This window comes from Arthrobacter sp. P4_F11 (assembly GCF_056401395.1).
Genome location: NZ_JBFUJK010000003.1, coordinates 248474 through 271939, shown reverse-complemented (window position 1 = coordinate 271939; position 23466 = coordinate 248474). Strand labels below are relative to the sequence as shown.

At 68.3% G+C, this 23466-nt stretch carries 20 protein-coding genes, 2 tRNA genes and 1 pseudogene; 17 read left to right on the top strand and 6 right to left on the bottom strand.

Annotated features, from left to right (window positions below; translation table 11 throughout):
• Positions 1 to 68 precede the first annotated feature (68 nt).
• From AC1DRO_RS05855 to AC1DRO_RS05830, 6 genes are all read left to right on the top strand, one after another.
• Positions 69 to 2207: a DEAD/DEAH box helicase gene (locus AC1DRO_RS05855; protein ID WP_476950139.1), complete on the top strand. Its 2139-nt coding sequence runs from the start codon at positions 69 to 71 to the stop codon at positions 2205 to 2207.
• 233 nt (positions 2208 to 2440) lie between these two features.
• Positions 2441 to 2512, top strand: a tRNA-Thr gene (locus tag AC1DRO_RS05850).
• A gap of 62 nt (positions 2513 to 2574) precedes the next feature.
• A tRNA-Met gene (locus tag AC1DRO_RS05845) sits at positions 2575 to 2648 on the top strand.
• A gap of 216 nt (positions 2649 to 2864) precedes the next feature.
• Entirely contained in the window at positions 2865 to 3479 is a 615-nt protein-coding gene (locus AC1DRO_RS05840; protein ID WP_476950138.1) for a hypothetical protein, read from the top strand.
• A 107-nt stretch (positions 3480 to 3586) separates the two neighbouring features.
• Positions 3587 to 4387: a membrane protein insertase YidC gene (yidC, locus tag AC1DRO_RS05835; protein ID WP_476950137.1), complete on the top strand. Its 801-nt coding sequence runs from the start codon at positions 3587 to 3589 to the stop codon at positions 4385 to 4387.
• The gene (locus AC1DRO_RS05830) at positions 4384 to 5052 is read left to right on the top strand and encodes an NAD(P)H-binding protein (protein ID WP_476950136.1); all 669 of its coding nucleotides are present in this window, start codon (positions 4384 to 4386) and stop codon (positions 5050 to 5052) included. The genes yidC and AC1DRO_RS05830 overlap by 4 nt, the downstream gene beginning before the upstream one ends.
• Before the next feature lie 45 nt (positions 5053 to 5097).
• Here AC1DRO_RS05830 and AC1DRO_RS05825 read toward each other — a convergent pair whose 3' ends face one another.
• Complete coding sequence (locus AC1DRO_RS05825; protein ID WP_476950135.1) at positions 5098 to 7488, bottom strand: M43 family zinc metalloprotease; 2391 nt, start codon at positions 7486 to 7488, stop codon at positions 5098 to 5100.
• A gap of 502 nt (positions 7489 to 7990) precedes the next feature.
• On the opposite strand from AC1DRO_RS05825, the gene AC1DRO_RS05820 reads away from it, so the two are divergent.
• Positions 7991 to 8149: a hypothetical protein gene (locus AC1DRO_RS05820; RefSeq protein WP_476950134.1), complete on the top strand. Its 159-nt coding sequence runs from the start codon at positions 7991 to 7993 to the stop codon at positions 8147 to 8149.
• A 278-nt stretch (positions 8150 to 8427) separates the two neighbouring features.
• Here AC1DRO_RS05820 and AC1DRO_RS05815 read toward each other — a convergent pair whose 3' ends face one another.
• The gene (locus AC1DRO_RS05815; RefSeq protein ID WP_476950163.1) at positions 8428 to 9600 is read right to left on the bottom strand and encodes an ROK family transcriptional regulator; all 1173 of its coding nucleotides are present in this window, start codon (positions 9598 to 9600) and stop codon (positions 8428 to 8430) included.
• A gap of 103 nt (positions 9601 to 9703) precedes the next feature.
• Between AC1DRO_RS05815 and AC1DRO_RS05810 the strand changes: the two genes are divergently transcribed.
• The 5 genes from AC1DRO_RS05810 (at position 9704) to AC1DRO_RS05790 (ending at position 14751) form a co-directional block, all read left to right on the top strand.
• Positions 9704 to 11410, top strand: a complete 1707-nt coding sequence (locus AC1DRO_RS05810; protein WP_476950133.1) for a glycoside hydrolase family 13 protein — start codon at positions 9704 to 9706, stop codon at positions 11408 to 11410.
• Entirely contained in the window at positions 11398 to 12402 is a 1005-nt protein-coding gene (locus AC1DRO_RS05805; protein ID WP_476950132.1) for an aldo/keto reductase, read from the top strand. Before AC1DRO_RS05810 ends, AC1DRO_RS05805 begins: the two co-directional genes overlap by 13 nt.
• Positions 12403 to 12564: 162 nt before the next feature.
• The gene (locus tag AC1DRO_RS05800) at positions 12565 to 13428 is read left to right on the top strand and encodes an HpcH/HpaI aldolase/citrate lyase family protein (protein ID WP_476950131.1); all 864 of its coding nucleotides are present in this window, start codon (positions 12565 to 12567) and stop codon (positions 13426 to 13428) included.
• 25 nt (positions 13429 to 13453) lie between these two features.
• Positions 13454 to 14398, top strand: coding sequence for a DUF2797 domain-containing protein (locus AC1DRO_RS05795; RefSeq protein WP_476950130.1), 945 nt, complete (start codon positions 13454 to 13456; stop codon positions 14396 to 14398).
• Between the two features lie 128 nt (positions 14399 to 14526).
• Positions 14527 to 14751 carry a DUF3188 domain-containing protein gene (locus AC1DRO_RS05790; RefSeq protein ID WP_028276510.1) on the top strand — a complete coding sequence of 75 codons (225 nt, stop codon included), beginning with the start codon at positions 14527 to 14529 and terminating at the stop codon, positions 14749 to 14751.
• Here AC1DRO_RS05790 and AC1DRO_RS05785 read toward each other — a convergent pair.
• Both AC1DRO_RS05785 and AC1DRO_RS05780 read right to left on the bottom strand, forming a co-directional pair.
• A complete protein-coding gene (locus tag AC1DRO_RS05785; protein WP_476950129.1) occupies positions 14741 to 16438 on the bottom strand; it encodes a SulP family inorganic anion transporter in 1698 nt (565 codons plus the stop codon). The two genes, AC1DRO_RS05790 and AC1DRO_RS05785, sit on opposite strands and share 11 nt — an antisense overlap.
• Entirely contained in the window at positions 16435 to 16848 is a 414-nt protein-coding gene (locus tag AC1DRO_RS05780; protein ID WP_476950128.1) for an ArsR/SmtB family transcription factor, read from the bottom strand. Before AC1DRO_RS05780 ends, AC1DRO_RS05785 begins: the two co-directional genes overlap by 4 nt.
• 195 nt (positions 16849 to 17043) lie before the next feature.
• On the opposite strand from AC1DRO_RS05780, the gene AC1DRO_RS05775 reads away from it, so the two are divergent.
• The 4 genes from AC1DRO_RS05775 to AC1DRO_RS05760 are packed head-to-tail and all read left to right on the top strand — an operon-like array spanning position 17044 to position 20418.
• The gene (locus tag AC1DRO_RS05775; protein WP_476950127.1) at positions 17044 to 17514 is read left to right on the top strand and encodes an FAS1-like dehydratase domain-containing protein; all 471 of its coding nucleotides are present in this window, start codon (positions 17044 to 17046) and stop codon (positions 17512 to 17514) included.
• Positions 17515 to 17516: 2 nt separating this feature from the next.
• A complete protein-coding gene (locus AC1DRO_RS05770) occupies positions 17517 to 17954 on the top strand; it encodes a MaoC family dehydratase (RefSeq protein WP_028276514.1) in 438 nt (145 codons plus the stop codon).
• Between the two features lie 14 nt (positions 17955 to 17968).
• A complete protein-coding gene (locus tag AC1DRO_RS05765) occupies positions 17969 to 19294 on the top strand; it encodes an MFS transporter (protein ID WP_476950126.1) in 1326 nt (441 codons plus the stop codon).
• Between the two features lie 56 nt (positions 19295 to 19350).
• Positions 19351 to 20418, top strand: a complete 1068-nt coding sequence (locus AC1DRO_RS05760) for a UDP-N-acetylmuramate dehydrogenase (protein WP_476950125.1) — start codon at positions 19351 to 19353, stop codon at positions 20416 to 20418.
• A gap of 87 nt (positions 20419 to 20505) precedes the next feature.
• Here the strand turns inward: AC1DRO_RS05760 and AC1DRO_RS05755 are convergent, their stop codons facing one another.
• On the bottom strand, positions 20506 to 21024 hold the full coding sequence (locus tag AC1DRO_RS05755) for a hypothetical protein (protein WP_476950124.1): 519 nt from the start codon (positions 21022 to 21024) through the stop codon (positions 20506 to 20508).
• An 89-nt stretch (positions 21025 to 21113) separates the two neighbouring features.
• Between AC1DRO_RS05755 and AC1DRO_RS05750 the strand changes: the two are divergent.
• Positions 21114 to 22220, top strand: a pseudogene (locus AC1DRO_RS05750) (winged helix DNA-binding domain-containing protein).
• Positions 22221 to 22301: 81 nt separating this feature from the next.
• Here the strand turns inward: AC1DRO_RS05750 and asd are convergent.
• A complete protein-coding gene (gene asd / locus AC1DRO_RS05745) occupies positions 22302 to 23444 on the bottom strand; it encodes an aspartate-semialdehyde dehydrogenase (RefSeq protein ID WP_476944033.1) in 1143 nt (380 codons plus the stop codon).
• Between the last annotated feature and the right edge of the window lie 22 nt (positions 23445 to 23466).

The window sequence follows — 23466 nt, the reverse complement described above, 5'->3', positions numbered from 1 at the left end:
ACGCGTACTGCGGCTCCGCTCACCTCGGGTTGTGCCGCTTGGCCCCTATGGATGAGGAAATTTCACCTATGCCCGAAAATCAGAACAACTCCGTCGACACCGAACTCGCCACCGAGAACACCCAGATTGACGTCGAGACTTCTGAAACGGCTGCCCCCGCAGCCGGCTCCGCCCCGGAATTCACCGAGGCTCCTGCAAACGTTGTACCACCGGCCGCCGAAGCGGCCGAAGCTGCCCCGCAGGCAGAGACCAAGACCGAGGCCACTTCCGCCCCGGCGAAGGACGAGGACGCCGAAGAAGAAGGCGTCAAGTTCGTAGACCTCGGCATCGATGGCCGTGTCCTGGCCGCCCTGCAGGACGTCGGCTACGAGAAGCCGTCCCCGATCCAGGCAGCAACCATCCCGCTGCTGCTCGAAGGCCGCGACGTCGTGGGCCTGGCCCAGACGGGTACCGGTAAGACTGCAGCATTCGCAGTACCGGCACTGTCCCGCCTGGCCGAGCTCCACGACCTCAACGGCCCGTCCCGCAAGACCCAGGCCCTGGTGCTGGCCCCCACCCGTGAGCTCGCGCTCCAGGTTGCCGAGGCCTTCACCTCCTACGCCAAGCACATCGACGACTTCACCGTCCTGCCGGTGTACGGCGGCTCCGCCTACGGCCCCCAGCTCGCCGGCCTGCGCCGCGGCGCCCAGGTTGTTGTCGGTACCCCCGGCCGCGTCATCGACCACATCGCCAAGGGTTCCCTGGACCTGTCCGAACTCCAGTACCTCGTGCTGGATGAGGCCGACGAGATGCTCCGCATGGGCTTCGCTGAAGACGTTGAGCAGATCTTCCAGCAGACCCCCGCGGGCCGCCAGGTTGCGCTGTTCTCCGCCACGATGCCGAGCCAGATCCGCCGGCTCTCCAAGCAGTACCTGAACAACCCGGCCGAGGTGCAGGTCAAGTCCAAGACCACCACGGGCGCCAACACCCGCCAGCGCTACCTGCAGGTCATGGGCCCGCACAAGCTCGATGCGCTGACCCGCATCCTCGAGGTCGAAGAGTTCGAGGGCGTCATCGCCTTCGTCCGCACCAAGATGGCCACCGAGGACCTCGCCGACAAGCTGCGCTCGCGCGGCTTCCAGGCTGCCGCCATCAACGGCGACATCCCGCAGCAGCAGCGTGAGCGCACGGTCGAGGCCCTGCGCGACGGCAAGATCGACATCCTGGTCGCCACCGACGTCGCCGCCCGCGGCCTGGACGTCGAGCGTGTCAGCCACGTGGTCAACTACGACATCCCGCACGACACCGAGTCCTACGTCCACCGCATCGGCCGCACCGGCCGCGCAGGCCGTTCCGGCGACGCGATCCTGTTCATGACCCCGCGCGAGAAGTACCTGCTGCGTTCCATCGAGAAGGCAACCCGCCAGCCGGTGGAGCAGATGCACCTGCCCACTGCCGAGACCGTCAACACTCTGCGCCTGGGCAAGTTCGCCGAGCGCATCACGGAGACCCTCGCGTCCGAGGACGTTGCAGCGTTCCGCGACCTCATCTCCTCCTACGAGGAAGAGCACAACGTGCCGGCCTCGGAAATCGCCGCCGCACTGGCCGTCATGGCCCAGGGCGGACAGCCGCTGCTGGTCAAGGAACTGCCGGCAGCGCCCGAGTTCCAGAAGCGCGAGCGCTCCAAGGACGGCTTCGGCTCACGCGGCCCGACCCGCACCCTGACCGAGGGCAACGCCACCTACCGGATCGCCGTCGGACGCCGCCAGCGCGTCATGCCGGGTTCCATCGTTGGCGCCATTGCCAACGAAGGCGGCATCTCCTCGGCCCAGATCGGCGGCATCGACATCCGCTCGGACCACTCCCTCGTGGAGCTCCCGGCGGACCTGAGCGCCGATCAGCTCAAGGCACTGTCCCGCACCCGGATCGGCGGCGAGCTGATCCACCTGGAGCTCGACAACGGCCGTAAGCCGGCCGGGGACCGCGGTTCCTACCAGGGCAACCGCGGCGGCGACCGCGGTGGAGACCGTGGCGGCTACTCCGGCGGCAGCGGCAACTTCAAGGGCAACGGCGGCTTCAAGCGCGAATTCCGCAAGGGCGACGGCGAGCGGTCCTCCGCTGACCGTGGCGGCCGCTCCTACAGCGAGCGTTCCGAGCAGCGCACCTTCGGCGCGGACACCCGCAAGCCCCGCACCGAAGGCGGCTTCAAGCCCCGCAACAAGTGGTAACCACTAGCACCCTCTGAGAACGGGCCGGCTCCCTGAGCCGGTCCGTTCTTGTTTAAGCATTCCGGCCCCGTGTTCGCTTCGTCACAGCGGCGGCCGCCGAGTGGTCCCGGGAGCCGATTCGGCCCTCCAGGAGCGCCCCGGGAGCCCGGATTTGCGCTGTTTCCGGCCGGTCCGGCGTCGTACGGCCGCCGATTTGTTGGTGGGCGAATCTTCCGGTAGAGTATTTACTCGTTGCCCCCCTAGCTCAGTGGTAGAGCGCGTTCTTGGTAAGAACGAGGTCACCGGATCGATTCCGGTGGGGGGCTCTGAATGAGGGCCTGTGTCAAGGCGGTTTTTGACCGGCTTAGCGCAGGTTTTCCTCATTTACGGCGGTGTAGCTCAGTTGGTTAGAGCGCACGACTCATAATCGTGAGGTCGGGAGATCGAGCCTCCCCACCGCTACAGGCAAGACCCCCGGAATCCTTGAGAATCCGGGGGTTTTTCTGTCTCCGAGCCCGGACGGGTATCGGGGTTCAATCCTTAGAAACAGCAGACCGCCTGATGGGGTCAACGCGGGAGACCATCGAGCTGTGCCTAGGCATCAGCAAGCAGGCAGTACACAATAGGTACGGCAATCAGTAACGCGGCCAGCATGGCCAGCCTTTTGGGGGAGGTCTGATGGGTACCAAGCGTCGGCTGGGCACGGCACTGGGGGCCATCGGGGTTGCGGTTCTTCTGGTCAGACTCTTAGTCAAGTTCCACGAAGCCATGAGCTATCCGGACGGTCTCAAGGTTCTTGGGGTGGCCCTGCTCATCATGGCGGTTGTCATACCGCCTTGGCTGGCGTGGTTGTTCCACAAGGCGAGAACATTCAAGCGGCGGCTGCAGCTGGACCATCCTGGAGCCCTCGTCGTCGACACCTTCTGGACCGGGCAAGAACTCGGGAGATTCCTCAAGAAGGGGCCGCTGACATCAAAGACGAAAGGGATAGGGTTCGTCCTGGACCTGGTCGCGGACGACCGCGGCCTCCAGTTGGTCAGGCAACGACGGCGGCCCGTCTATTTCGGATTGGTGCCCTGGGAACAGGTTGTCGCCGTGAGAATGGAAACCCTGCGGAGGCCGCTGAGCCGCCGTCCCCTGGTGGTCATCGAGGTTGAATCGTGGGGTACCCCTTATGTCGCAGTCATTCGTTTGGTGCCTTCCGGGAGGCAGAACACGGAAACTGGTTTGGCGCTTGCCGACATGATCCTAGCGAAGCGGCCTCGCATTCCTTTCCTGGAGGATCGTGCCTAGCCAAGGGTGCAAGTTCGTCGTTCATCCGCGAAGCGGGAAGATCACTTCAAGCCCGCCAAGGTGTAGCCTCACCGTAGCTTTGCAGCAACTGACGGTTGGGGATATCAGTGGACCTTCTTGGCACCATCATGGCGCCGTTCAAATGGCTGGTCTCAGCCATGATGGCGGGCTTCCATGACGGACTCAGCGCCATCGGCATGCCGGCGGCCAGCGGCTGGACGTGGACGCTGTCCATCATCGGGCTGGTGCTGGTGATCCGCGCCGCCCTGATCCCGGTGTTCCTCAAACAGGTCAACGTCCAGCAGCGCATGAGCCGGCTGCAGCCGGACCTGAAGAAGCTCCAGGACAAATACAAGGGCAAGACCGATCCGCTCTCCCGCCAGGCCATGGCGCAGGAACAGATTTCCCTCTACAAGGCGCACGGCACCAACCCGTTCTCCGCCTGCCTGCCCCTGCTGATCCAGATGCCCTTCTTCTTCGCGCTGTTCCAGATGCTGTCCGGCATCAGCGCCGCGGCCGGCCAGGGCGAAGCCGTCGGGGCCATGAGCCCCGAACAGGTCACGCAGTTCGACGAGTCCACGATTTTCGGCGCCCCGCTCTCGGCTTCGCTGCTGCACGGCGGCGGCGGCAGTCAGCTCTCGGTGTGGATCCTCTGCGTTGCGATGATCCTGGCCATGACGGCCTCGCAGTTCATCACGCAGCGGCAGATCATGGCCAGGAGCTTGTCCGGCGAGGCCGTGGCGACTCCGCTCATGGGCCCGCAAAAGGTGCTGCTGTACAGCCTGCCGGTCGTCTTCGGTGTGGGCGGGATCGTGTTCCCCATCGGCGTCCTGATCTACTGGACCACCACCAACCTGTGGACCATGGGGCAGCAGTTCGCTGTCCGGTGGGACAGAATGGGACCATGACGCGCATCGCAATTATCGGCGGCCACGGCAAGGTGGCTTTGGAACTGTCCAGGATCCTCGCGGCGGAAGGGCACGGGGTCACCTCCTTTATCCGCAACCCGGACCATGCGGCCGACGTCGCGGACACGGGCGCCACGCCGGCGCTGCTGGATGTGGAGAACGCGACGACGGCGCAGATCGCCGGAGCCCTCCACGGACACGACGCCCTGGTGTGGTCGGCCGGAGCCGGCGGCGGCAGCCCCGAACGGACCTACGCCGTGGACCGCGACGCCGCGATCCGTTCCATGGACGCCGCGGCGGAAGCGGGCGTCACCAGGTACGTCATGGTGTCCTATTTCGGGGCAGGGCCGGACCACGGAGTCCCCGCGGACAACGGCTTCTTCGCCTACGCCGAGGCCAAGGCCGCGGCGGATGAGTACCTGCGCGGTTCAGGCCTTGACTGGACCGTCCTGGGCCCCGGAACGCTGACAGCGGGACCCGGCAACGGGATGATCGACGTCGACCCCGCCGACACCTCCGACGGCACCGAAACCGCCCGGGCCAACGTCGCACTGGTGGCAGCGGCGGTCCTCGGGCTGCCGGCCACGATCGGGCGTACCATCGAGTTCCGGGACGGCACGCTTCCGCTCGCGGCAGCGCTGCAACTTGAGCCGGAGCACCGTTAGCCCAGAGGCCTTAGCCCGCGACCTGAACCGCCGCGGATCAGCCGGCTAAGGGAGTACTACACTGCCTTGCACGGCAGACCAAGTGATTGTTCCGTTTTGGAACCGCTGGCTGCATGCACCGTTGACCAGGCCGCAGTCCTCCGCCGAAGCCGGGTAGCCAAGTCGTCCCCTTTCATAACCTAAGCTGCCCCAGGTTGCGCGGATGGGTCCCGAGGTGGCGAAGGCGCCGGTGGCGGGTGACCAGTGGATGGTGCCGCCCTGGAACGTCTGGTAACAGCCGCCGTTGACCAGGCCGCAGGTTTCCTTGCCCGTGGGATAGCCTAGTTTGCCTTTTTCGAGGCCCAGGCTTGCCCAGGTGGCACGGATGCCGCCCCAGGTGGCGAAGGCGCCGGTGGCGGGCGACCAGTGGATCGTGCCGCCCTGGAACGTCTGGTAACAGCCGCCGTTGACCAGGCCGCAGGTTTCCTTGCCGGACGGGTAGCCGAGTTTGCCTTTCTCGTAGCCCAGGCTTGCCCAGGTGGCACGGATGCCGCCCCAGGTGGCGAAGGCGCCGGTGGCGGGCGACCAGTGGATGGTGCCTCCCTGGAACGTCTGGTAACAGCCGCCGTTGACCAGGCCGCAGGTTTCCTTGCCCGTGGGATAGCCTAGTTTGCCTTTTTCGAGGCCCAGGCTTGCCCAAGTGGCACGGATGCCGCCCCAGGTGGCAAAGGCGCCCGTGGTGGGCGACCAGTGGATCGTGCCGCCCTGGAACGATTGGGAGCAGCCGCCGTTGACCAGGCCGCAAACCTCGCGCGCAACGGGATAGCCGAGTTTTCCTCGGGACGAACCCAGGCTCGCCCAGGCGGCCCAGATCGGCCCCGAGGTAGGGACAGCGCCCGCCGCAGCAGTCCAGTGGATGAGACCTGTCTGGAAAGACTGATCACAGCTGCCGACCGTTCCGCATAATTCATTGCTGGTTGGGTAACCGAGCTTTCCCTTTTCGTAGCCTTGGGCCCCCCACGCTTTGCGGATCGGGCCCCACGTGGCGAACGCTCCGACTCCCGGAGCGTAGTGGATTGCCCCTCCCTGGAACGCCTGGGAGCAGCCTCCCTTAACCAGGCCGCAGACCTCATTGGCAGTAGGGTAGCCGAGCTTTCCTTTTTCGTAGGCAAGGTTTCCCCAAGTACCGCGGATTGCGCCCAAGGTGGCAGCCGCGCCGGTGGCGGGCGACCAGTTAATGGCGCCGCCCTGGAATCGCTGATAGCAGCCGCCGTTGATCAAGCCGCAGGTTTCCTTGCCGGTTGGATAGCCGAGTTTGCCTGTTTCGTAGTTCAGGCTTGCCCAGGTGGCGCGAATGGGACCCCACGTGGCGAAGGCGCCGGTGGCGGGCGACCAGTGGATGGTGCCGCCCTGGAACGTCTGGTAGCAGCCGCCGTTGATCAGGCCGCAGGTTTCCTTGCCGGTTGGATAGCCGAGTTTGCCTTTTTCGTAGTTCAGGCTTGCCCAGGTGGCGCGAATGGGACCCCAAGTGGCGAAAGCGCCGGTGGCGGCCGACCAGTGGATGGTGCCCCCTTGGAACGTCTGGTAACAGCCGCCCCCCGCCAGGCCGCAGAGCTGACGGCCGGTCGGGTAGCCAAGTTTGCCCTTTTCGTAGCCCACGGCTCCCCAAGCGGCCCGGATCGCACCGAGAGTTGCGACTGCACCGGTGCCTGGTGTCCAGTTGACCGCGCCGCCCTGAAAACTTCGATAGCACCCACCGGCCGTTAGCCCGCACACGACGGCGGATGTCGGGCTTCCAAGGGCGGGTGTGGCTGCAGCGACAGGGGCGATAGCTTTGCCGGCCATTGAGAGTATCGATTCGACCGTCACGCCTGCGGCGGCGGTAGTGATCCAATCAATGCTGACCCGGGTGCCGGCATGGGTTGTGAAGGTCTGCCCCGCTTGCCAGGTCTGGCGGGGATTGTAATAGCCGGCGAACGGTCGGGAATCCGGCAGGAGAATCAGCGAGCCAGCTCCCAGCTGCTGGACAATTTTTACGCCACGATTTAGATCCACGGCCTCGGTGGTGTCGTAGCTGACCGGCAGTCGCAATTCGAGGAAATAGGTTTCGCCGCTCACGGGATCCGAGAACTTCACTGCCCGGTTCGCGTCGGTGCCCGCCCATGCTTTCAGGGTGAATTTCTTCAAATCGCCGATGGTCCCCGCGTCAACGATCTCGTCGCCGCGGCCAAACCCGCCATAGGTCCAAAGGGTTGAGCTGATGGCGGGCTGGGTGGTCTGGGATACGCCCATCAGATCCAGGCTGTCGCCGTATTCACGGATACTGCAGCTGGAATCGGCGAATGTCCCGTCCGAGTTCGTGGCCACATCCTGGGCGCCGCTTCCGCACTGAAGGCTGTTTGCGTGCATGAGGCCGAGCACGTGCCCGAATTCGTGCGTCAGGACGCTGTTGGTCAACGTCGCCGGGAGCGGCATAATGACCCGCCCGCTGGTGCCCTGGTAACTCCAGCCGGCACCGTAGGCGCCGTCGGAGAGTGTGGGCGTGGAGACGAAGACCACGAGGGCGGTGTTGGGACTGGGAGTCCAGCCGAGTTCGCCGGCAATAGTGTTCATCATGTCCGGGTAACGCTGGGTCGAGGTGGCTTTGCTGTTACGGCTTTCCATCTTGGTTACGGTCATCGACAACCGGCCATTGGACATTCTCTTCCAATAGTTACTGCTCGTGGTGATGCCGGCCTGTGCCGCTGCTTGCGGGATGGTTGCTTTTCTGTCGGCCAACTGGACCAGAACAAGGCGTACTTTGATGTCGCCGGAGCGGGTAAGCGAGTAGGACTCCGTGGTCCGTGCCGTCCCGGCGGCGGTGGCCAGTGCGCCCTTTTTGCCGACCGGGGGCGGGTTTTCGAACGTGTGCGCAATAAACGGCTGGTTGGGGCCTTCCACCGGGAGCGACTCAACCGTCGTGAGCGACGGGGTGACGCTGGCAGTGGCTGAGGAACTGGGCGTCGGCCGGACCGTCCCCGCGCTGGGAGCCGGGGCAGCAGTAGGTGCCGGCGTCGGCGTCGCCGCCGGAGCTGTTGCGGTACCGGTCGAGACGGGCGTCGGCGACTGCTCAGCGTAGGCTGGCGCCGTGCCGGTAGCCGGGACTGACGCCAAAGCAAGGACAAGCGCGGCAAACAACGCAGTCTTCATCCGTAGAGAGTTCACGTTTATCTTTCATGAGACCGCCGTCCAGCCGACAGGTCAGCTGAACGGCCGCAAGAGACCAAAGTGAGGTCAGTCTACGGATGACAGGCCGCAATACCGGGAAACTTGCGCCAAACTTTCGGCGTGGGTATCCAATCGTTGCCGAATCTTGAGCAACCGCTCCGGTGAAAGAACTAGCTGCCCGGCAAGGCTTCAGCCGGCCAGTTCCAGCTCCAAGGCATTCGCCTCGACGTAGTCCAGGGCGTGCCGGACCGCGCCCGCCGTGACGATCGCGTCGCCCAGGGGTGAGACCGTCACCCGCGGGGGAGTCGCGGTGAAGCGGGGAAGCTGCGCTGTGATGCCCGGCAGGAGCGCCCCGGCGGACTCGGCGACGGCGCCGCCGATCACCACCTGCTCGGGGTTGATCAGGCTCGCGATCGAGGCGATGACCCGGGCCATGCGCTCCGAAATCCGGTCCAGGATGGCCAGGGCCGCGGGGTCTCCCGCGGCCGCGTCCGCGAAGACGCGCGGCGCACTGGCAGGGCCGCCCGCGGAGGGTCCGCCGCCGGCCGCCGACCACTGCCGCACCAGGGCGGCGATGCCGTCGCTGGAGCCAACCCCCTCCACCATGTCCAGATAGCCCATCTCGCCGGCGGCCCCGCCGCGGCCGTGGAGCAGGCGGCCGGATTCCATCACCCCGGCGCCCAGGCGTTCGCCGGCCAGGAGCACCACCAGATCATCCACGCCCACGCCGGACCCGCGCCAGCGCTCACCCAGCGCAGCCAGGTTGGCGTCGTTCTCCAGGAGCACGGTCCAGCCGTGCAGTTCCTTCAGCGCGGAGCGGAGCCCGACGTCGAACAGGCTCCAAAACCGCTGCGTCACCAGCACGTTGCCGTCGCGGTCCACCGGCGCTGCGATCCCGGCGCCGACGGCCAGGACCCTGCCCGGGTCCGCTCCCGCGGCTTCCAGCGCCTCGCGGCAGGCGAGATCGACGACGCCGATCCGCTCCTGCGCGGGGATGTCCGCCGCGCGGAAGCTCCCGCTGGAACGGCCGATCACCGTGCCGCGGAGGTCGGCCACGGCGGCGGTGGTGGTTGCGGCACCAATGTCCACGCCCAGCACGAAACCCGCTTCCCGGTTGAAGGCGAAGCGCCGGGCCGGCCGGCCCTTCCGCGAACTTGCCGGGTCTGCGGGCTGGTCCTGCTCCACGATCCAGCCCCGGCCGATCAGGTCCTCGCAGACGGCAATCACCGAGGCCCGGGTCAGCCCGGTCAGGGCCATCAACTCGGTTCCGGTGGCAACATCGGCGCCGCGGATGTGGCGCAGCACGGCCTGGGCGTTGACGCGGCGCAGCAGCTGCGGCGTGGCGGCGGCTGCGTGCGGCATCACTTCTTGACCTCTTCTGTCCCCGGACCCATAATTGTTCAGGCAATATATTTAGCTTGTATCTAAATTACCAGAAGCCCTCCCAGACCCGAAGGAATCTCCTTTGACCAACACCGCCACGCTGGCAACCCTGTCCGGTTCCGATCTCGCCGCCGACCCCAACTGGTGGCGCCAGGCATCGGTGTACCAGATCTACCCGCGGAGCTTTTCGGACTCCAATGGTGACGGCCTGGGCGACATCAAGGGCATCACCGCCAAGGTCCCGTACCTGAAGGAGCTCGGGATCGACGCCGTCTGGCTCTCCCCGTTCTACCCCTCGGCCCTCGCCGACGGAGGCTACGACGTCGACGACTACCGCGACGTGGACCCCAAGCTCGGCACCCTGGCGGACTTCGACGAGATGTCCGCCGCGCTGCACGCCGCGGGCATCAAGCTCATCGCCGACATTGTCCCCAACCACTCCTCGAACCGGCACGAGTGGTTCCGGGAGGCCCTGGCCTCCCCGCGCGGCTCCGCGGCCCGCGAACGCTACATCTTCCGCGATGGTCTCGGCGAAAACGGCGAGCTCGCGCCGTCGGACTGGGAATCCGTCTTCGGCGGCCCGGCCTGGGAGCGCATCACCGAGCCCGACGGCACGCCCGGCCAGTGGTACATGCACATCTTCGCCAAGGAACAGCCGGACCTGAACTGGGCCAACCGGGAAATCCGCGACGACTTCCTCAAGACGCTCCGCTTCTGGTCCGACCGCGGCGTGGACGGCTTCCGCGTCGACGTCGCCCACGCGCTGACCAAGGACCTCACCGAGCCGCTGATCTCCAAGGTGGAGCTCAGCGCCGCCAACACCGGAACGGACGGCTTCCCGGACGGCTCGCACCCGTTCTGGGACCGCGACGAAGTCCACGAGATCTACGCCGAATGGCGCGAGGTGTTCAAGGAATACAACCCGCCGCGCACTGCCGTGGCCGAGGCCTGGGTGCACGCCACCCGCCGCGCCCGTTACGCCAGCCCGGAGGGCCTGGGCCAGGCGTTCAACTTCGACCTCCTGCAGGCCGACTTCGACGCCGGCGAGTTCCGCGAAATCATCGCCCGGAACCTCGCCGAGGCCACCGAGTCCGGTGCCTCCTCCACCTGGGTTTTCTCCAACCACGATGTCGTCCGCCACGCCACCCGTTACGGCCTGCCCCAGGGCGGCGGCAAGCACGCCCAGGGCCAGGACGGCAAGGGCTGGCTGCTGGCCGGCGCTCCCGTCGAGGAGCTTGACGTCGAACTCGGCCTGCGCCGGGCCCGCGCCGCGACCTTGCTGATGCTGGCCCTGCCGGGTTCGGCCTACCTGTACCAGGGCGAGGAACTGGGCCTGCAGGAAGTCGCGGAGATTCCCGACGCAGAGCGCCAGGACCCCACCTTCTTCCGGAATAAGGGCGTGGAGATCGGCCGCGACGGCTGCCGCGTGCCCCTGCCCTGGGCCGCGGAGGGCACCTCGTTCGGCTTTGGCGCCGGCGGGGCTCACCTGCCGCAGCCGGCCTGGTTCAGCCGCTACGCGGTGGCAGCCCAGGACGGCGTGGAAGGTTCCACCCTCGAACTCTACCGCAAGGCCTTGAAGCTGCGCCGCGAACTGCAGACCTCGGAGGAATTGCAGTGGCAGGAATCCGGTAGCGCCGACGTCCTGCGCTTCAGCCGTCCCGGCGGCTGGCAGACGGTGACCAACTTCGGCGACGCGCCGGTTGACCTGCCGGCCGGCGAGGTGCTGGTCAGCAGCGGCCCGCTGGATGGCGGACAGCTGCCGGCCAACACCACCGTATGGCTGCGGTGAGTCCCACACCGCAGGCTTCGCCCGGCACGCCCGCCGGCACCGGGAACCTCCCCCAGGAACTCGTCTACGGCTGCATGGGCCTGGGCGGCGACTGGTCGGCCGAGCCGTACTCGTCCGCACACGTGGACGAGGCGGCCGCGGCGGTCGAGGCCGCCCTGAACGCGGGCATCACACTGTTCGACCACGCGGACATCTACACCAACGGCAAGGCCGAAGCCGTCTTCGGCGAAGTCCTGGCCCGCACCCCCGGGCTGCGGGAGAAAATCCGGCTGCAGACCAAGTGCGGCATCCGGCTCAATGAGCAGGGCCTGGAGGCCTACTACGACCTCAGCCGGGACGGCATCCTGGCGCGGGTCAGCGACAGCCTGGCCCGGCTCCGGACCGACTACGTCGACGTGCTCATGCTGCACCGCCCGGATCCCCTGATGGATCCGGCGGAGGTGGCCTCCGCCGTCGCGCAGCTCATGGCCGAAGGCAAGGTGCGGGCCGTGGGCGTGTCCAACATGTCGGGCCCGCAGATCGAGATGCTGCAGGACCGGCTCGAGGTTCCCGTGGTGGGCAACCAGCTCGAAATGAGCCTGCTGAAACGGGCATGGCTGGAAAGCACGGTGCTGGTCAACCATGCCGAGGGCACGGACTACAGCTTCCCGCACGGAACCGTGGAGCACTGCGTCCGGAACGGCATCCGGCTGCAGGCCTACGGGTCGCTGGCCCGCGGCCTCTACACCGGGGCGTCGGCGGCCGCGCGGACGCCGGCCGAGGAGGCGGCCACCTCCCTCGTGGCCGCCCTGGCCGCCGGGAAGGGGACCACGGGGGAAGCGATCGTGCTCGGCTGGCTCATGAGGCACCCTGCCGGGATCGCGCCCGTGATCGGCACCGCGAACCCGGACCGGATCCTCGCCTGCGCCGGCGCCCCCGAGGCCGCCGCGGCGATGACGCGCGCCGAGTGGTACGGGCTCTGGGTCGCGGCCCGGGGAAGTAACATCCCCTAGCCAGTCCGCCCCACCCAACTGGCCGGCCGCCTGGCCGTTTTGAGCCTGGAAACGGCTTCTGCTGCCGGCCAGCTGGGCAGGGATGTGATTTTGGTCGTAATGGTCGCCGCTGAGGGCCGGATCGCTTAGCGGCAAGTGCCCCCGGGCGACTAGCGTAGATGCATGACCTCTACCACCACCGCCGAATCACTTCGGCCCCAACGCAACATCCCGGCCGACATCGCCCGCTCCTGGCTGCTGGTTAACGCGATGAAGACCGACCTCTTCGACCAGTCCGCCGTCTCCCGGGCCGATGCGATCATCCTCGACATCGAAGACGCGGTGGACCCCTCGCAGAAGGACGCCGCCCGCGCCAACGTCGTGAACTGGCTGACCGCCGGCGGCAGCGCGTGGGTCCGGATCAACGACGCCACCAGCCCGTTCTGGGCCGACGACCTCGCCGGCCTGCGCGGCACCCCCGGCCTGCTGGGCATCATGCTGGCCAAAACCGAATCGGCCGACCAGGTCACGGAGAGCTTCCACCGGATGGACGGCAAGACCCCGGTGATCCCCCTGGTCGAGTCCGCCGTCGGCATCGAGGAAGCCAACAACATCGCCAAGGCCCAGGGCGCCTTCCGCCTGGCCTTCGGCTCGGGCGACTTCCGCCGCGACACCGGCATGGCGGCCACCGCGGAAGCCATGGCCTACCCCCGCGCCAAGCTCGTTGTGGCCAGCCGCGTGGGCAACCTGCCCGGCCCCATCGACGGCCCCACCGTCGGCACGAACCACCCGATTCTGCGCGAACAGACCGGCATCACGGTGATGATGGGGATGACCGGGAAGCTCTGCCTCGCCATCGACCAGACCCCGGTGATCAACGAAGTCATCAGCCCCACGCCGTCCGACGTCGCCTGGGCCACGGACTTCATGGCCGACTTCGAGGCCAGCGGCCGCGTCATCCGGGACGGCTCCGACCTGCCGCGCCTGGGCCGGGCCGAGAAGATCATGAAGCTCGCCATCGCCTTTGGCGTGCAGCCGGCCCTGTAGCCACATCACCACCGCAGGAGACCCCGTGACCGATACCCGCTATCTGGTGCACGGGGTCTTTTGGGATGGTCCGGCGCCGGGACCCGCCGCAGCGTTCGGCGGCAGGCCACCGGCGATGCGCCTGCAGGACCCTGGCGGCGCCCTCACCGCACTGACGCTCGACGCCGGCACCCGCCTCGGTTTCCGGTTCGCCGCCGCGGGCAAGCAGTGCCTCGGGCACCACCAGGTGCACGGACCCGCGGACCGGGACCACGTCCTGTGCCCGGACCGGGCTCCCGCCGCCAGGGGCAGCCAGTGCGAGCGGTGCTTCGTTCTGGACGACTCCCGGCTGATCCATGACTTCCACCGCGGCGGCCGGGTCCCGCCGGGCCTGCGCGCGTACCTGATGCAGCCGCACTGGCTCTACGTCGCCACCTTCGCCAACGGGGCCAGCAAGGTCGGCACCGCGTCCCACCCGCGCAAATGGAACCGGCTCGCCGAACAGGGCGCCGTCGTCGCCCGGTACGTCGCCCGTGCCGAGGACGGCCGCGTGGTCCGCCTCCTCGAGGACATGATCACGCGCGAGGCCGGGCTGCCGCAGCAGGTCCGCGCTGCCGCCAAGGCCGCTGCGCTGCTCGCCCCGGCAGCCGCCGTCGACCTCGACGCCCTGAACGGACGGCTGGCAGGGGAGGCCCGGACCCTGCTCGCCGGTGCCGGCGGGGAGGGCTTCGCGGTGGTGGATGAACGGTGGGCCCGGCCGGAGCTCTCCGCGAAGGCCTGCGCCCCGGCTGCCCGGCACGCCTATCCGCACGACCTCGCGGCCGGAGCGCACGGGTTCCGGATCGACGCGCTGAGCGGCAGCATTGCCCTCGCGGCGCTGGATGGCAGCGGACTGGAATTCGTGGTGAACCTGGGCCAGCTCAAGGCCCGGGTGATCGAACTCGGTGACCACGGCTCGGACGTCCCGGCCGTGCAGGAAGCCTTGTTCTGACGCTGGAATGGCCCCGCGACGCGCAAATTACCGGACGCGCACGTACTCGCTCGCCGGCAGGCGCTGTGAGTGTCGCCAGGAATTTTGCGGCTCGCGGCGTCGTACGGCCGCCCCGGTAGACTGGCACGGTGCTGAATGAATTCTGGGCCACCGCGTCAACCACCTACAAGGTGCTCGTCTTCAGCGCCATGGGCCTGATCGCCCTCGGCATCATCCTCAGCGTGGTGGGCAACAGCACCGGCAACCAGCCCCTTGCCCTCGCCTCACTGGCAGTGATCGGACTCGGCCTGATCCTGCACATTGCCGGGCTTGTGGTCCGCGGCCAGGCGATCCGGAAAAACCTCAAGCGCTAGCGGCCGCGTTCCGCGCCACATGGCTCCGGGCATGCTCCACCGCGTCCGGGAGGGATGTGAACAGGTGCTTGTGATGCCGCAGTGAGCGGATGACCCCCACATTGGTCACGAGCTCCAGATGCTGCGGCTGGACCCCCTTCAGCAGGACCGTGACCCCGCGCAGCTCCAGCGCGGAGACCACCTCAACGAGCATGTGGGCGCCCGTGGCGTCCAGCATCCGCAGCTGGGACAGCCGGATGACGGCCACCTGGATGTCCCGGACCTGGCTGATCTCCTGCAGGACCCGCTCCGCTGCACCGAAAAACATGGCCCCGTCCAGCCGGAAGATGGCGATGTGCTCGTCGCCCGGAACCGGCGGCCCCGGGATGTCCTCGCGCCGGACCCCGCTCAGGGAAGCGAATGTCCGCAGCGTGAACACGGCGGCCGCGGCGAGTCCGATCTGGATGGCCACAATGAGGTCGAAGGCGACGGTAATGAGGGCGGTGACCACGAAGACCGCGGCGTCGGCCCGGGTGGAGCGCAAAATCGCCGTCACGGTGTGCCGCGAGACCATGCGGACGGCCGTGACCATGAGGATGCCGGCCAGCGCCGCCAGCGGGATCCTGCCGACGAGCCCCGCCGCCAGGTAAATGATGGCCAGCAGCACCAGGGCGTGCACCACCGCGGAGAGCCGGGTCTTGGCCCCGGAACGGACGTTCACTGCGGTCCGGGCGATCGCACCCGTGGCGGGCATGCCGCCGAAGAATCCGGCAGCGATCGAGGCCAGCCCCTGGCCGGTGAGCTCCCGGTCCGGGCTGTACGCGCCGGACGGACGGCCGTCGGGGCCGACCATGCCGGCGGCCACCCGGGCCGAGAGCAGGGATTCGATGGCGGCGAGCGTCGCGATGGACACGGCCGGCATCAGCAGGCCTCCCAGCGCGGCCGGATCGACAGAGGGCATCGAGGGCGCCGGCAGGGAGTGCGGAAGCGCGCCGATCCGCGGTATGTCCAGCGCCAGCATCTCCGACGCCGCAGTGGTGAGCAGCACCGCGATCAGGCTCGCGGGCAGGGCCTTGTTCAGCCTGGGCAGCAGGTACATCACGGCCGCGACGCAGGCCACCACCGCGAGCGTTTCCAGCACGGTCGGCATGGTGGCCTGCGACGCGCTCTCGACGGCGGCCAGGAGGGTGTTGTGGCCCGGCGTTCCCTCGGTGCCCGTGGCCAAGGGAACCTGCTGGAGGAAAATGATGGCGGCGATGCCGAGTGTGAAACCCTCCACGACCGGCCACGGGATGAACGCGACGGCCCGGCCCAGCCCGCTGGCGCCCAGGACCACGACCAGCAGCCCGGCCAATACAGAGACCAGGGCAATGCTGCCGACGCCGTGGACGGCGACCACCGGGGCCAGGACCACCACCATGGCGCCGGTCGGGCCGGAGACCTGGACGTTGGATCCGCCCATGACGGCGGCGACAAGTCCTGCCACCACCGCGGTGATGAGTCCGGCCTCCGCCCCGACCCCGGAACTGACCCCGAAGGCCAGGGCCAGGGGGAGCGCCACAATGCCCACCGTGATGCCGGCGAACAGGTCCGTCTTCCAGGCGGACCTCAAGAGCTCGTAGTCGCGGCGGGACGGCACAAACCGGGCGAAGCGTCCCCGTGCCGTGGCAGATGTCGTCGCCGGGTCTGCTGCCTGGGCCGCGCTCACGTTGCCGTGGCGTCGAGGTGGCCGGTACTGTCGGCGTCGCCCGCGCGGTCGAGGTGGCCTGCCGGCAGCTCCTGCGCTAGCCGGAGCTGTTCGCTGGAACCGGCCAGGGTGTCCAGCAGGAAGACCCGGGCGATCGCGAGCAGCTCCTTGATCTTGGGATGAGCGAGCCGGTAGGTCACGGCATTCGCCGTCCGGACCGACGTCACCACACCGTGCCGGCGCAGCGTGCCCAGGTGCTGGGACAGGTGCGAGGGCTCCAGCCCCGTCTCGGCGAGCAGGTAACTGACCGGCGCCGTATTATCCGGCGCGGCCGCCAGAAGCTCGAGGATCCGGATTCGGGCCGGGTGCGCCAGGGCTTTGAAAAGGTTGGCCTTGATTTCATACAAAGGGGTCTGCGCGGCGGAGATCATGGCGGGGAAACACTTTCTCGCATCCGTTCGCGGCGCGGTCCGGCGGCGCCTCGGTGATTCGGATTGATGGATTGATGTTTTCATCATACCGCGCCGGTCAAGACCCGGCGGGGCGCCCGTCAGTGCCCGTCCGGTCCCCGGCGCGCACCCTGTCACGAAGCCGGACGGCTCGGGGCGTGGCGATAGGCTGGAACCATGACTATCAATCCGGACCTGCAGGGGCGCAGCTACCCTGCCGCAGAGGTGTATGACGTCGGCCGCGAGAAGATCCGCGAGTTCGCGCGCGCGGTCAAAGCCACCCACCCTGCCCACTTCGATGTTGCCGCCGCCGAGGCGCTGGGTCACAGCGACCTCGTGGCGCCGCCGACCTTCGCCATTATCGTCGCGCAGCGCGCCGACGCGCAGCTGATCGAGGATCCGGAATCCGGGATCGACTTCTCCCGCGTGGTCCACGCCGACCAGCGGTTCACGCACCACCGCCCGATCGTCGCGGGGGACCGGTTGGTCGCCGAACTGCACGTCGACGGCGTCCGCGCCATGGGCGGCGGAGCCATGATCACCACCCGCTCGGAAATCTTCGCCCTGGCCCCCGGCGATGCCACCGGTGTCCGGGAGCCGGTCGCCACCACCACCTCGTCCATCCTGGTCCGCGGAGAGGGACAGTAGCCATGAGCATCGACATCGCAGCACTCACGGTCGGCCAGGACATTGGCAGCCGCAGCATTACCGTCACCCGCACCGACCTCGTCAAGTACGCCGGCGCATCCGGTGACTTCAACCCGATCCACTGGAACGAGGCCTTCGCCACCGGCGTCGGCCTGCCGGGCGTGATCGCCCACGGCATGTTCACCATGGGTGCGGCCGTCCAGCTCGTGACCGACTGGGCCGGCGATCCCGCCGCCGTCGTCGACTTCCAGACCCGCTTCACCAAGCCGGTTCCGGTCGCCGACACGACGGGGACACCGGAGTCCGGTGCCGTGATCGAGGTCAGCGGGGCCATCGGGGCCCTCGACGCCGACGCCGGCACCGCCCGCGTCGACCTCACGGTCGTCTCGGCCGCCCAGAAGGTCCTCGTCAAGGCCCAGGCCGTCGTCAGGGTGGCCTAGCCCATGGCGTTGCTGTGAATCTGGCTGCTGTGACCAAGGAAGTCTTCGTCCCGCCCGCCGAGATCACGCACTGGCGAAACGCCGTGGTGGTGGCCTACGCCGCGAGCGGAATCGCTTTTTCCACCTGGGTGTCCCGGCTGCCGGCCATCCGCGACGGCCTGGACCTGACCCCGGGCACGATCGGGCTGCTCCTGCTCTGCATGACGGCGGGATCCTTCGTGTCCGTGTCCGCCTCGGGCCTGATTGTTCTTCGCCTTGGCTCCAAGCGCACCATCCGGATCGGCAGCATCATGGTCGGATTCGGGCTGGCGCTGGCAGGCTTCGGCACCTCGGTGCTCGCCAGCCCGGTGGCGGTTGCCGCGGGTCTGGCAATCATCGGGCTGGGCACCGCCAGCTGGAACACGGCGTCCAACGTAGAAGGGGCGGCGGTGGAACGCGCCGTCCGGCGGCACATCATGCCCCGGCTGCACGGCTCCTTCAGCCTGGGCACTGTGGCGGGCGCCGGGCTGGGCGCCTGGGCTGCCGCCGCCGGGATCCCCGTCTTCCTGCACCTGGCCGTGGTGGGCCTGCTGGTGGCCGGCTCGGTGACCACCGCGGCGGCCTGGTTCCGGGCGGACATCACGCCCCTCGAGGCGGAGCAGCCCTTCAAAGCGTCCGGGACAGATACCTTCGAGGATCCTTCCACCGGGCCCATCCCGATCGTCCGGCAGACGGACGCGGTCCAGGAGCCGCCCTTGGACAACAAACGCCTCATCGCCCAGGCCTGGCGTGACAGGCGCACCCTGCTGCTGGGCGTGCTGGTCCTCGGGCTGGCCCTGGCCGAAGGAGCGGCGGGGGACTGGGTGGCGCTGGCGCTGGCCGACGGCCACGGCCAGACCGACGCCGCCGGAGCCGCCGGGTACGGGCTGTTCGTCACCTTCATGACCATCGGCCGCTTCGCCGGCACCCTGGTCCTGGACCGCTTCGGCCGGGTCCCGGTGATGCGCTGGTGCGCCGCGCTGGCGGTTCTGGGCCTCGGCCTGTTCGTCTTCGCACCGGTACCGTGGCTGGCCTACGTGGCCCTGGCCATCTGGGGACTCGGCGCGTCCCTGGGCTTCCCGGTCGGCATGTCCGCCGCGGCCGACAATCCCGTCAAGGCCGCCGCGCGGGTGTCCGTGGTGTCCACGATCGGCTACGGAGCGTTCCTGTGCGGGCCGCCGCTGCTGGGTCTGCTGGCCGAGCACGTCGGCATTCTCCACTCGCTGCTGGCCGTCATGGTGATGCTGATCGTCAGTTTCCTGCTCTCCCCGGTGACCGGCAAACTCCCCGCGCCCGTGCCCTTGCCGGGACAGAACAGCTAGCCAGGTGCGGCCGGCACCGGCTTAGGCGGGCTGATGATCCCGGCTAGGCTGGTCAGGTGACCCAGATTCAGCTCTCCGCCCTGACCACCTCCGCCGTCGGCGGCCCCGCCGGCAGCTACATCGAGGCCCGCACCGAAGCCGCGATCATCGACGCCGTTCGCACCGCGGACGCCGCCGGCCAGTCCCTGCTGATCATCGGCGGCGGCTCCAACCTGCTGGTGTCCGACGCCGGGTTCCCCGGCACGGTGCTGAAGATCGCCTCCGAGGGGTTCACCGTCGACGCCGAGGACTCCTGCGGCGGCGTGGCGGTGGTGGTCCAGGCCGGCCACAACTGGGACGCCTTCGTTGAACACGCCGTGAAGCATGCCTGGTCCGGCGTCGAAGCCCTCTCCGGGATCCCCGGTGCCACGGGCGCCACCCCCGTGCAGAACGTCGGCGCCTACGGGGCCGACGTGTCCCAGACGATCGCCGTCGTGCGCACCTGGGACCGGGAACGCAATGCGGTGAAGACCTTCACGAATTCCGAACTCAAGTTCGGCTACCGGGACTCCATCCTGAAGCAGACCACCGTCAACGGCTCACCGCGCTATGTGGTGCTCACGGTGGAATTCCAGCTCCCGCTCGGCCGGAAGAGCGCCCCGGTCCGCTACGCCGAACTCGCCCGGGTGCTCGGCGTCGAACAGGGCCAGCGGGCCTACTCCACCGACGTCCGGCGCGAGGTGCTGCGGCTCCGGGCGTCCAAGGGCATGGTCTGGGACGCGGACGACCGTGACACCTACTCCACGGGATCCTTTTTCACGAACCCGATCGTGACCGAGGACGTCGCGGCACGGCTGCCGCAGGAGGCCCCGCGGTACCCCGCCGGTGCGGACGGGCTGACCAAGCTCTCGGCGGCGTGGCTCATCGACCAGGCCGGGTTCGGCAAGGGCTTCGGCCTGGACCCGGACAGCGTCTCGGGCGGCCGGGCCTCGCTGTCCACCAAGCACACCCTCGCCATCACTAACAGGGGAGGGGCGAGCGCGGCGGACATGCTGGCCGTCGCGCGCGAGGTCCGCCACGGCGTCGTCGAACATTTCGGCATTGAACTGCACCCGGAGCCGCTGCTGATCGGCGTCGATCTCTAGGGAAAGTCCGGCCCCGGGAAAAGGGCCGCCGCCCGGGCAAGGCCCTTTTCCTCGGGACAGCGCCGGCCGGGCGCCCCCGCTCCCCGGCTACGGTTCCGTGTGGCGGGGTGCCACCTTGCTGAAAAGCATGAAGGTGAAACCGGAGGCCGCGGCCCCGAGCAGGAAGACCTGGCAGAACGCCACGGACTGGACGCTGGGCCCGCTTTGCAGCACCAGTCCGGCGCACGCGAACGCCACGGCGCCGGCGAGGAACGCCAGGGAGCCGAGCAGGAAGGCCTGTACGGTGGCCGGAAATTCGCCGCCATAGTCGAGCTGGAGTTCCCGGCCCTGCGGGGCGATGCTGCCGCTCTTCACGGCCGCCTGCACCCGTGCCTGAGACCGTGCCCGCGGCTGCAACGCCGCGGCCAAGACGAAGCTGGCCACGGACACCGCCATGGACAAGGCGGCCACCAGCTGCAGGGTGCTCATCATGGGTGAGAGCCGGGTACCGCTGGCGATGGCGACGGCGAGCCCGGCAGCCATGCCGGCGGCGCTGGACGCCCAGCCCAGCAGGGCCAGCTTCCGGCACAGGGGCCGCAGCAGCGGCCACACCTCACTCATAGTCATGATTCAAGGGTAGGGAAGCCTGCTGGATGGCGGCTGGGAACAGCCGGGCAACAACCCGACAGGCAACACAGGCGGCTTACCATGGTTCCATGGCAGCAGTGATGGGCATCCGCCGGCTTGGCCCCGGAATCATCGGCAGGCTGCGGCTGGCCGCCTAGGGACTGCTGGGACCGGGGTTTCAGTCCGTCCCCGACGCCGTCCGCGGCATGACGGCGATGCAGGCCCAGGACCTGCAGGCCGTGCTCTGGGCCGTCGGCCAGCGCGTGCCGGGTTCCCGCGCCGAAGACGTCCGCGGGGCGCTGGACCGGGCGGAGATCGTCCGTTCCTGGCCAATGCGCGGCACCTTGCACGTGCTGGCACCCGAGGACTTGAAATGGATGCTGGCCATCACCTCCGACCGGCTGATCCAGGGCCTGGCCCGGCGCCACCGGGAGCTCGAGATCACGGCAGCGGACGTCGACGCCGCCGCGGCAACTGCCCTGCAGCTGGTCTCCGGAGGAGCTGCCAGCCGGGCGGAGCTGTTCCAGGCCTTCGAACGGGCGGGTCAGTCAACGGCGGGCCAGCGCGGCATCCATCTGCTCGGGATCCTGTGCCAGCGGGGGTTGCTGGTGCAGGGTCCGCTGGCCGGCAACCAGCAGCTGGTCGTGGCCTTTGGTGACTGGATCACCCATTCGCGGACCCTGGACCGTTCCGACGGCATCGCCGAGTGGCTGCTGCGCTACTTTCGCAGTCACGGCCCCGCCACGGAACGTGATTTTGCCTGGTGGGCCGGCATCCCGCTGACGGAAACCCGGGCGGCCCTGGCCCGGGTGTCGGGCCAGCTGGCGGAGCTGGAGTTTGAGGGGACCAGCTACTGGCTCTCCGCAGAGACAGCCGCGCTGCTCGACGACGGCGTCCCCGGTCAGCGCACGGTGCTGGCGCTGCCGGGGTTCGATGAGTTCCTGCTCGGCTACGCGGACCGCTCCCTCGTGCTGCCGCCGGAACACGCCGACAAGATCGTCCCCGGCGGCAACGGCGTGTTCAAGAAGACCATCGTGGCCGGCGGCGTCGTGATCGGCACCTGGGCCGGGCCGCCGGGCGGCCGGGGAGCCGGCGTCGTGCCCGAACCCTTCGACCCCGTTAACGGGCTGCGGCCTGCCGCCCAAAAGTCTTTTGGGCTGCAGGCCGCGAAATACCGCAGATTCCTTGGCGCCTGAACAGGTGCCGGATCAGGTGCCTGAACGTCCGCCTGAAGGGGTGTCTGAACGTCCGCCTGTATGCGTGTCCCGGACGGTCTCCTAGAGGTTTCCGGTGGCGATGCGGAGCATGCGCCGCAGCGGCTCCGCGGCGCCCCACAGCAGCTGGTCGCCCACCGTGAACGCGCTGATGTACTGCGGACCCATCTCGAGCTTGCGGATCCGGCCCACCGGAATGTCCAGGGTGCCGGAGGCCGCCACGGGCGTGAGCTCGGCCATCGAGGCTTCCTTGGTGTTTGGCACCACGCGGGCCCACTGGTTGTCCGCGTCCACGAGCTTCTCGATCTCGGCGACCGGGAGGTCCTCGCGCAGCTTCAGTGTCAGGGCCTGGGAGTGGGAACGCATCGCACCGATCCGGATGCACAGGCCGTCCATGACGACGCGGTTCGCGGCGGAGGTGCCAAGGATCTTGTTCGTCTCCACTCCGGCCTTCCATTCCTCCTTGGACTGGCCGTTGCCGAGGTCCGCGTCGATCCAGGGGATCAGCGAACCGGCCAGCGGAACGCCGAACTGTGTGGCGTCGATGCCGGCGCGCTGGTGTGCCAGGACCTTGCGGTCGATTTCGAGGATCGCCGACGCCGGGTCGTCCAGTTCGGAGCTGACCTCGGCGTTGAGGCTGCCGAACTGGTTCAGCAGTTCACGCATGTGGCGTGCCCCGCCGCCGGAGGCCGCCTGGTACGTCATGGACGTGCCCCATTCGACCAGGTCGTTCTTGAAGAGCCCGCCCAGGCCCATCAGCATGCACGACACGGTGCAGTTGCCGCCGACGAAGTCCTTCACCCCGCCGGAGAGGCCGGCGTCGATGACGTCCCGGTTGATGGGGTCCAGCACGATGATGGAATCCTCATTCATGCGCAGCGTGGAGGCGGCATCGATCCAGAGGCCGTCCCAGCCGCGGCTGCGGAGCTCGCCGTGGACCTGCTTGGTGTAGTCCCCGCCCTGGGCGGTGACAATAATGGGCAGCTTCGCCAGCGTCTCGAGGTCGAACGCGTCCTCAAGCTTGCCGGCGGCGCCCGCAGCGGCACCGGCCAGGGCCGGGGCGGCACCGCCCGCGTTCGAGGTGGAGAAGAAGACCGGGTTGATGTTGGCGAAGTCGCCCTCATCCTGCATGCGCTGCATGAGGACGGAACCGACCATGCCACGCCAACCAACCAGGCCGACGGACGGGGTAGCTGCTGTAGTCATGGGCCCAGTTTAGACTTCACGG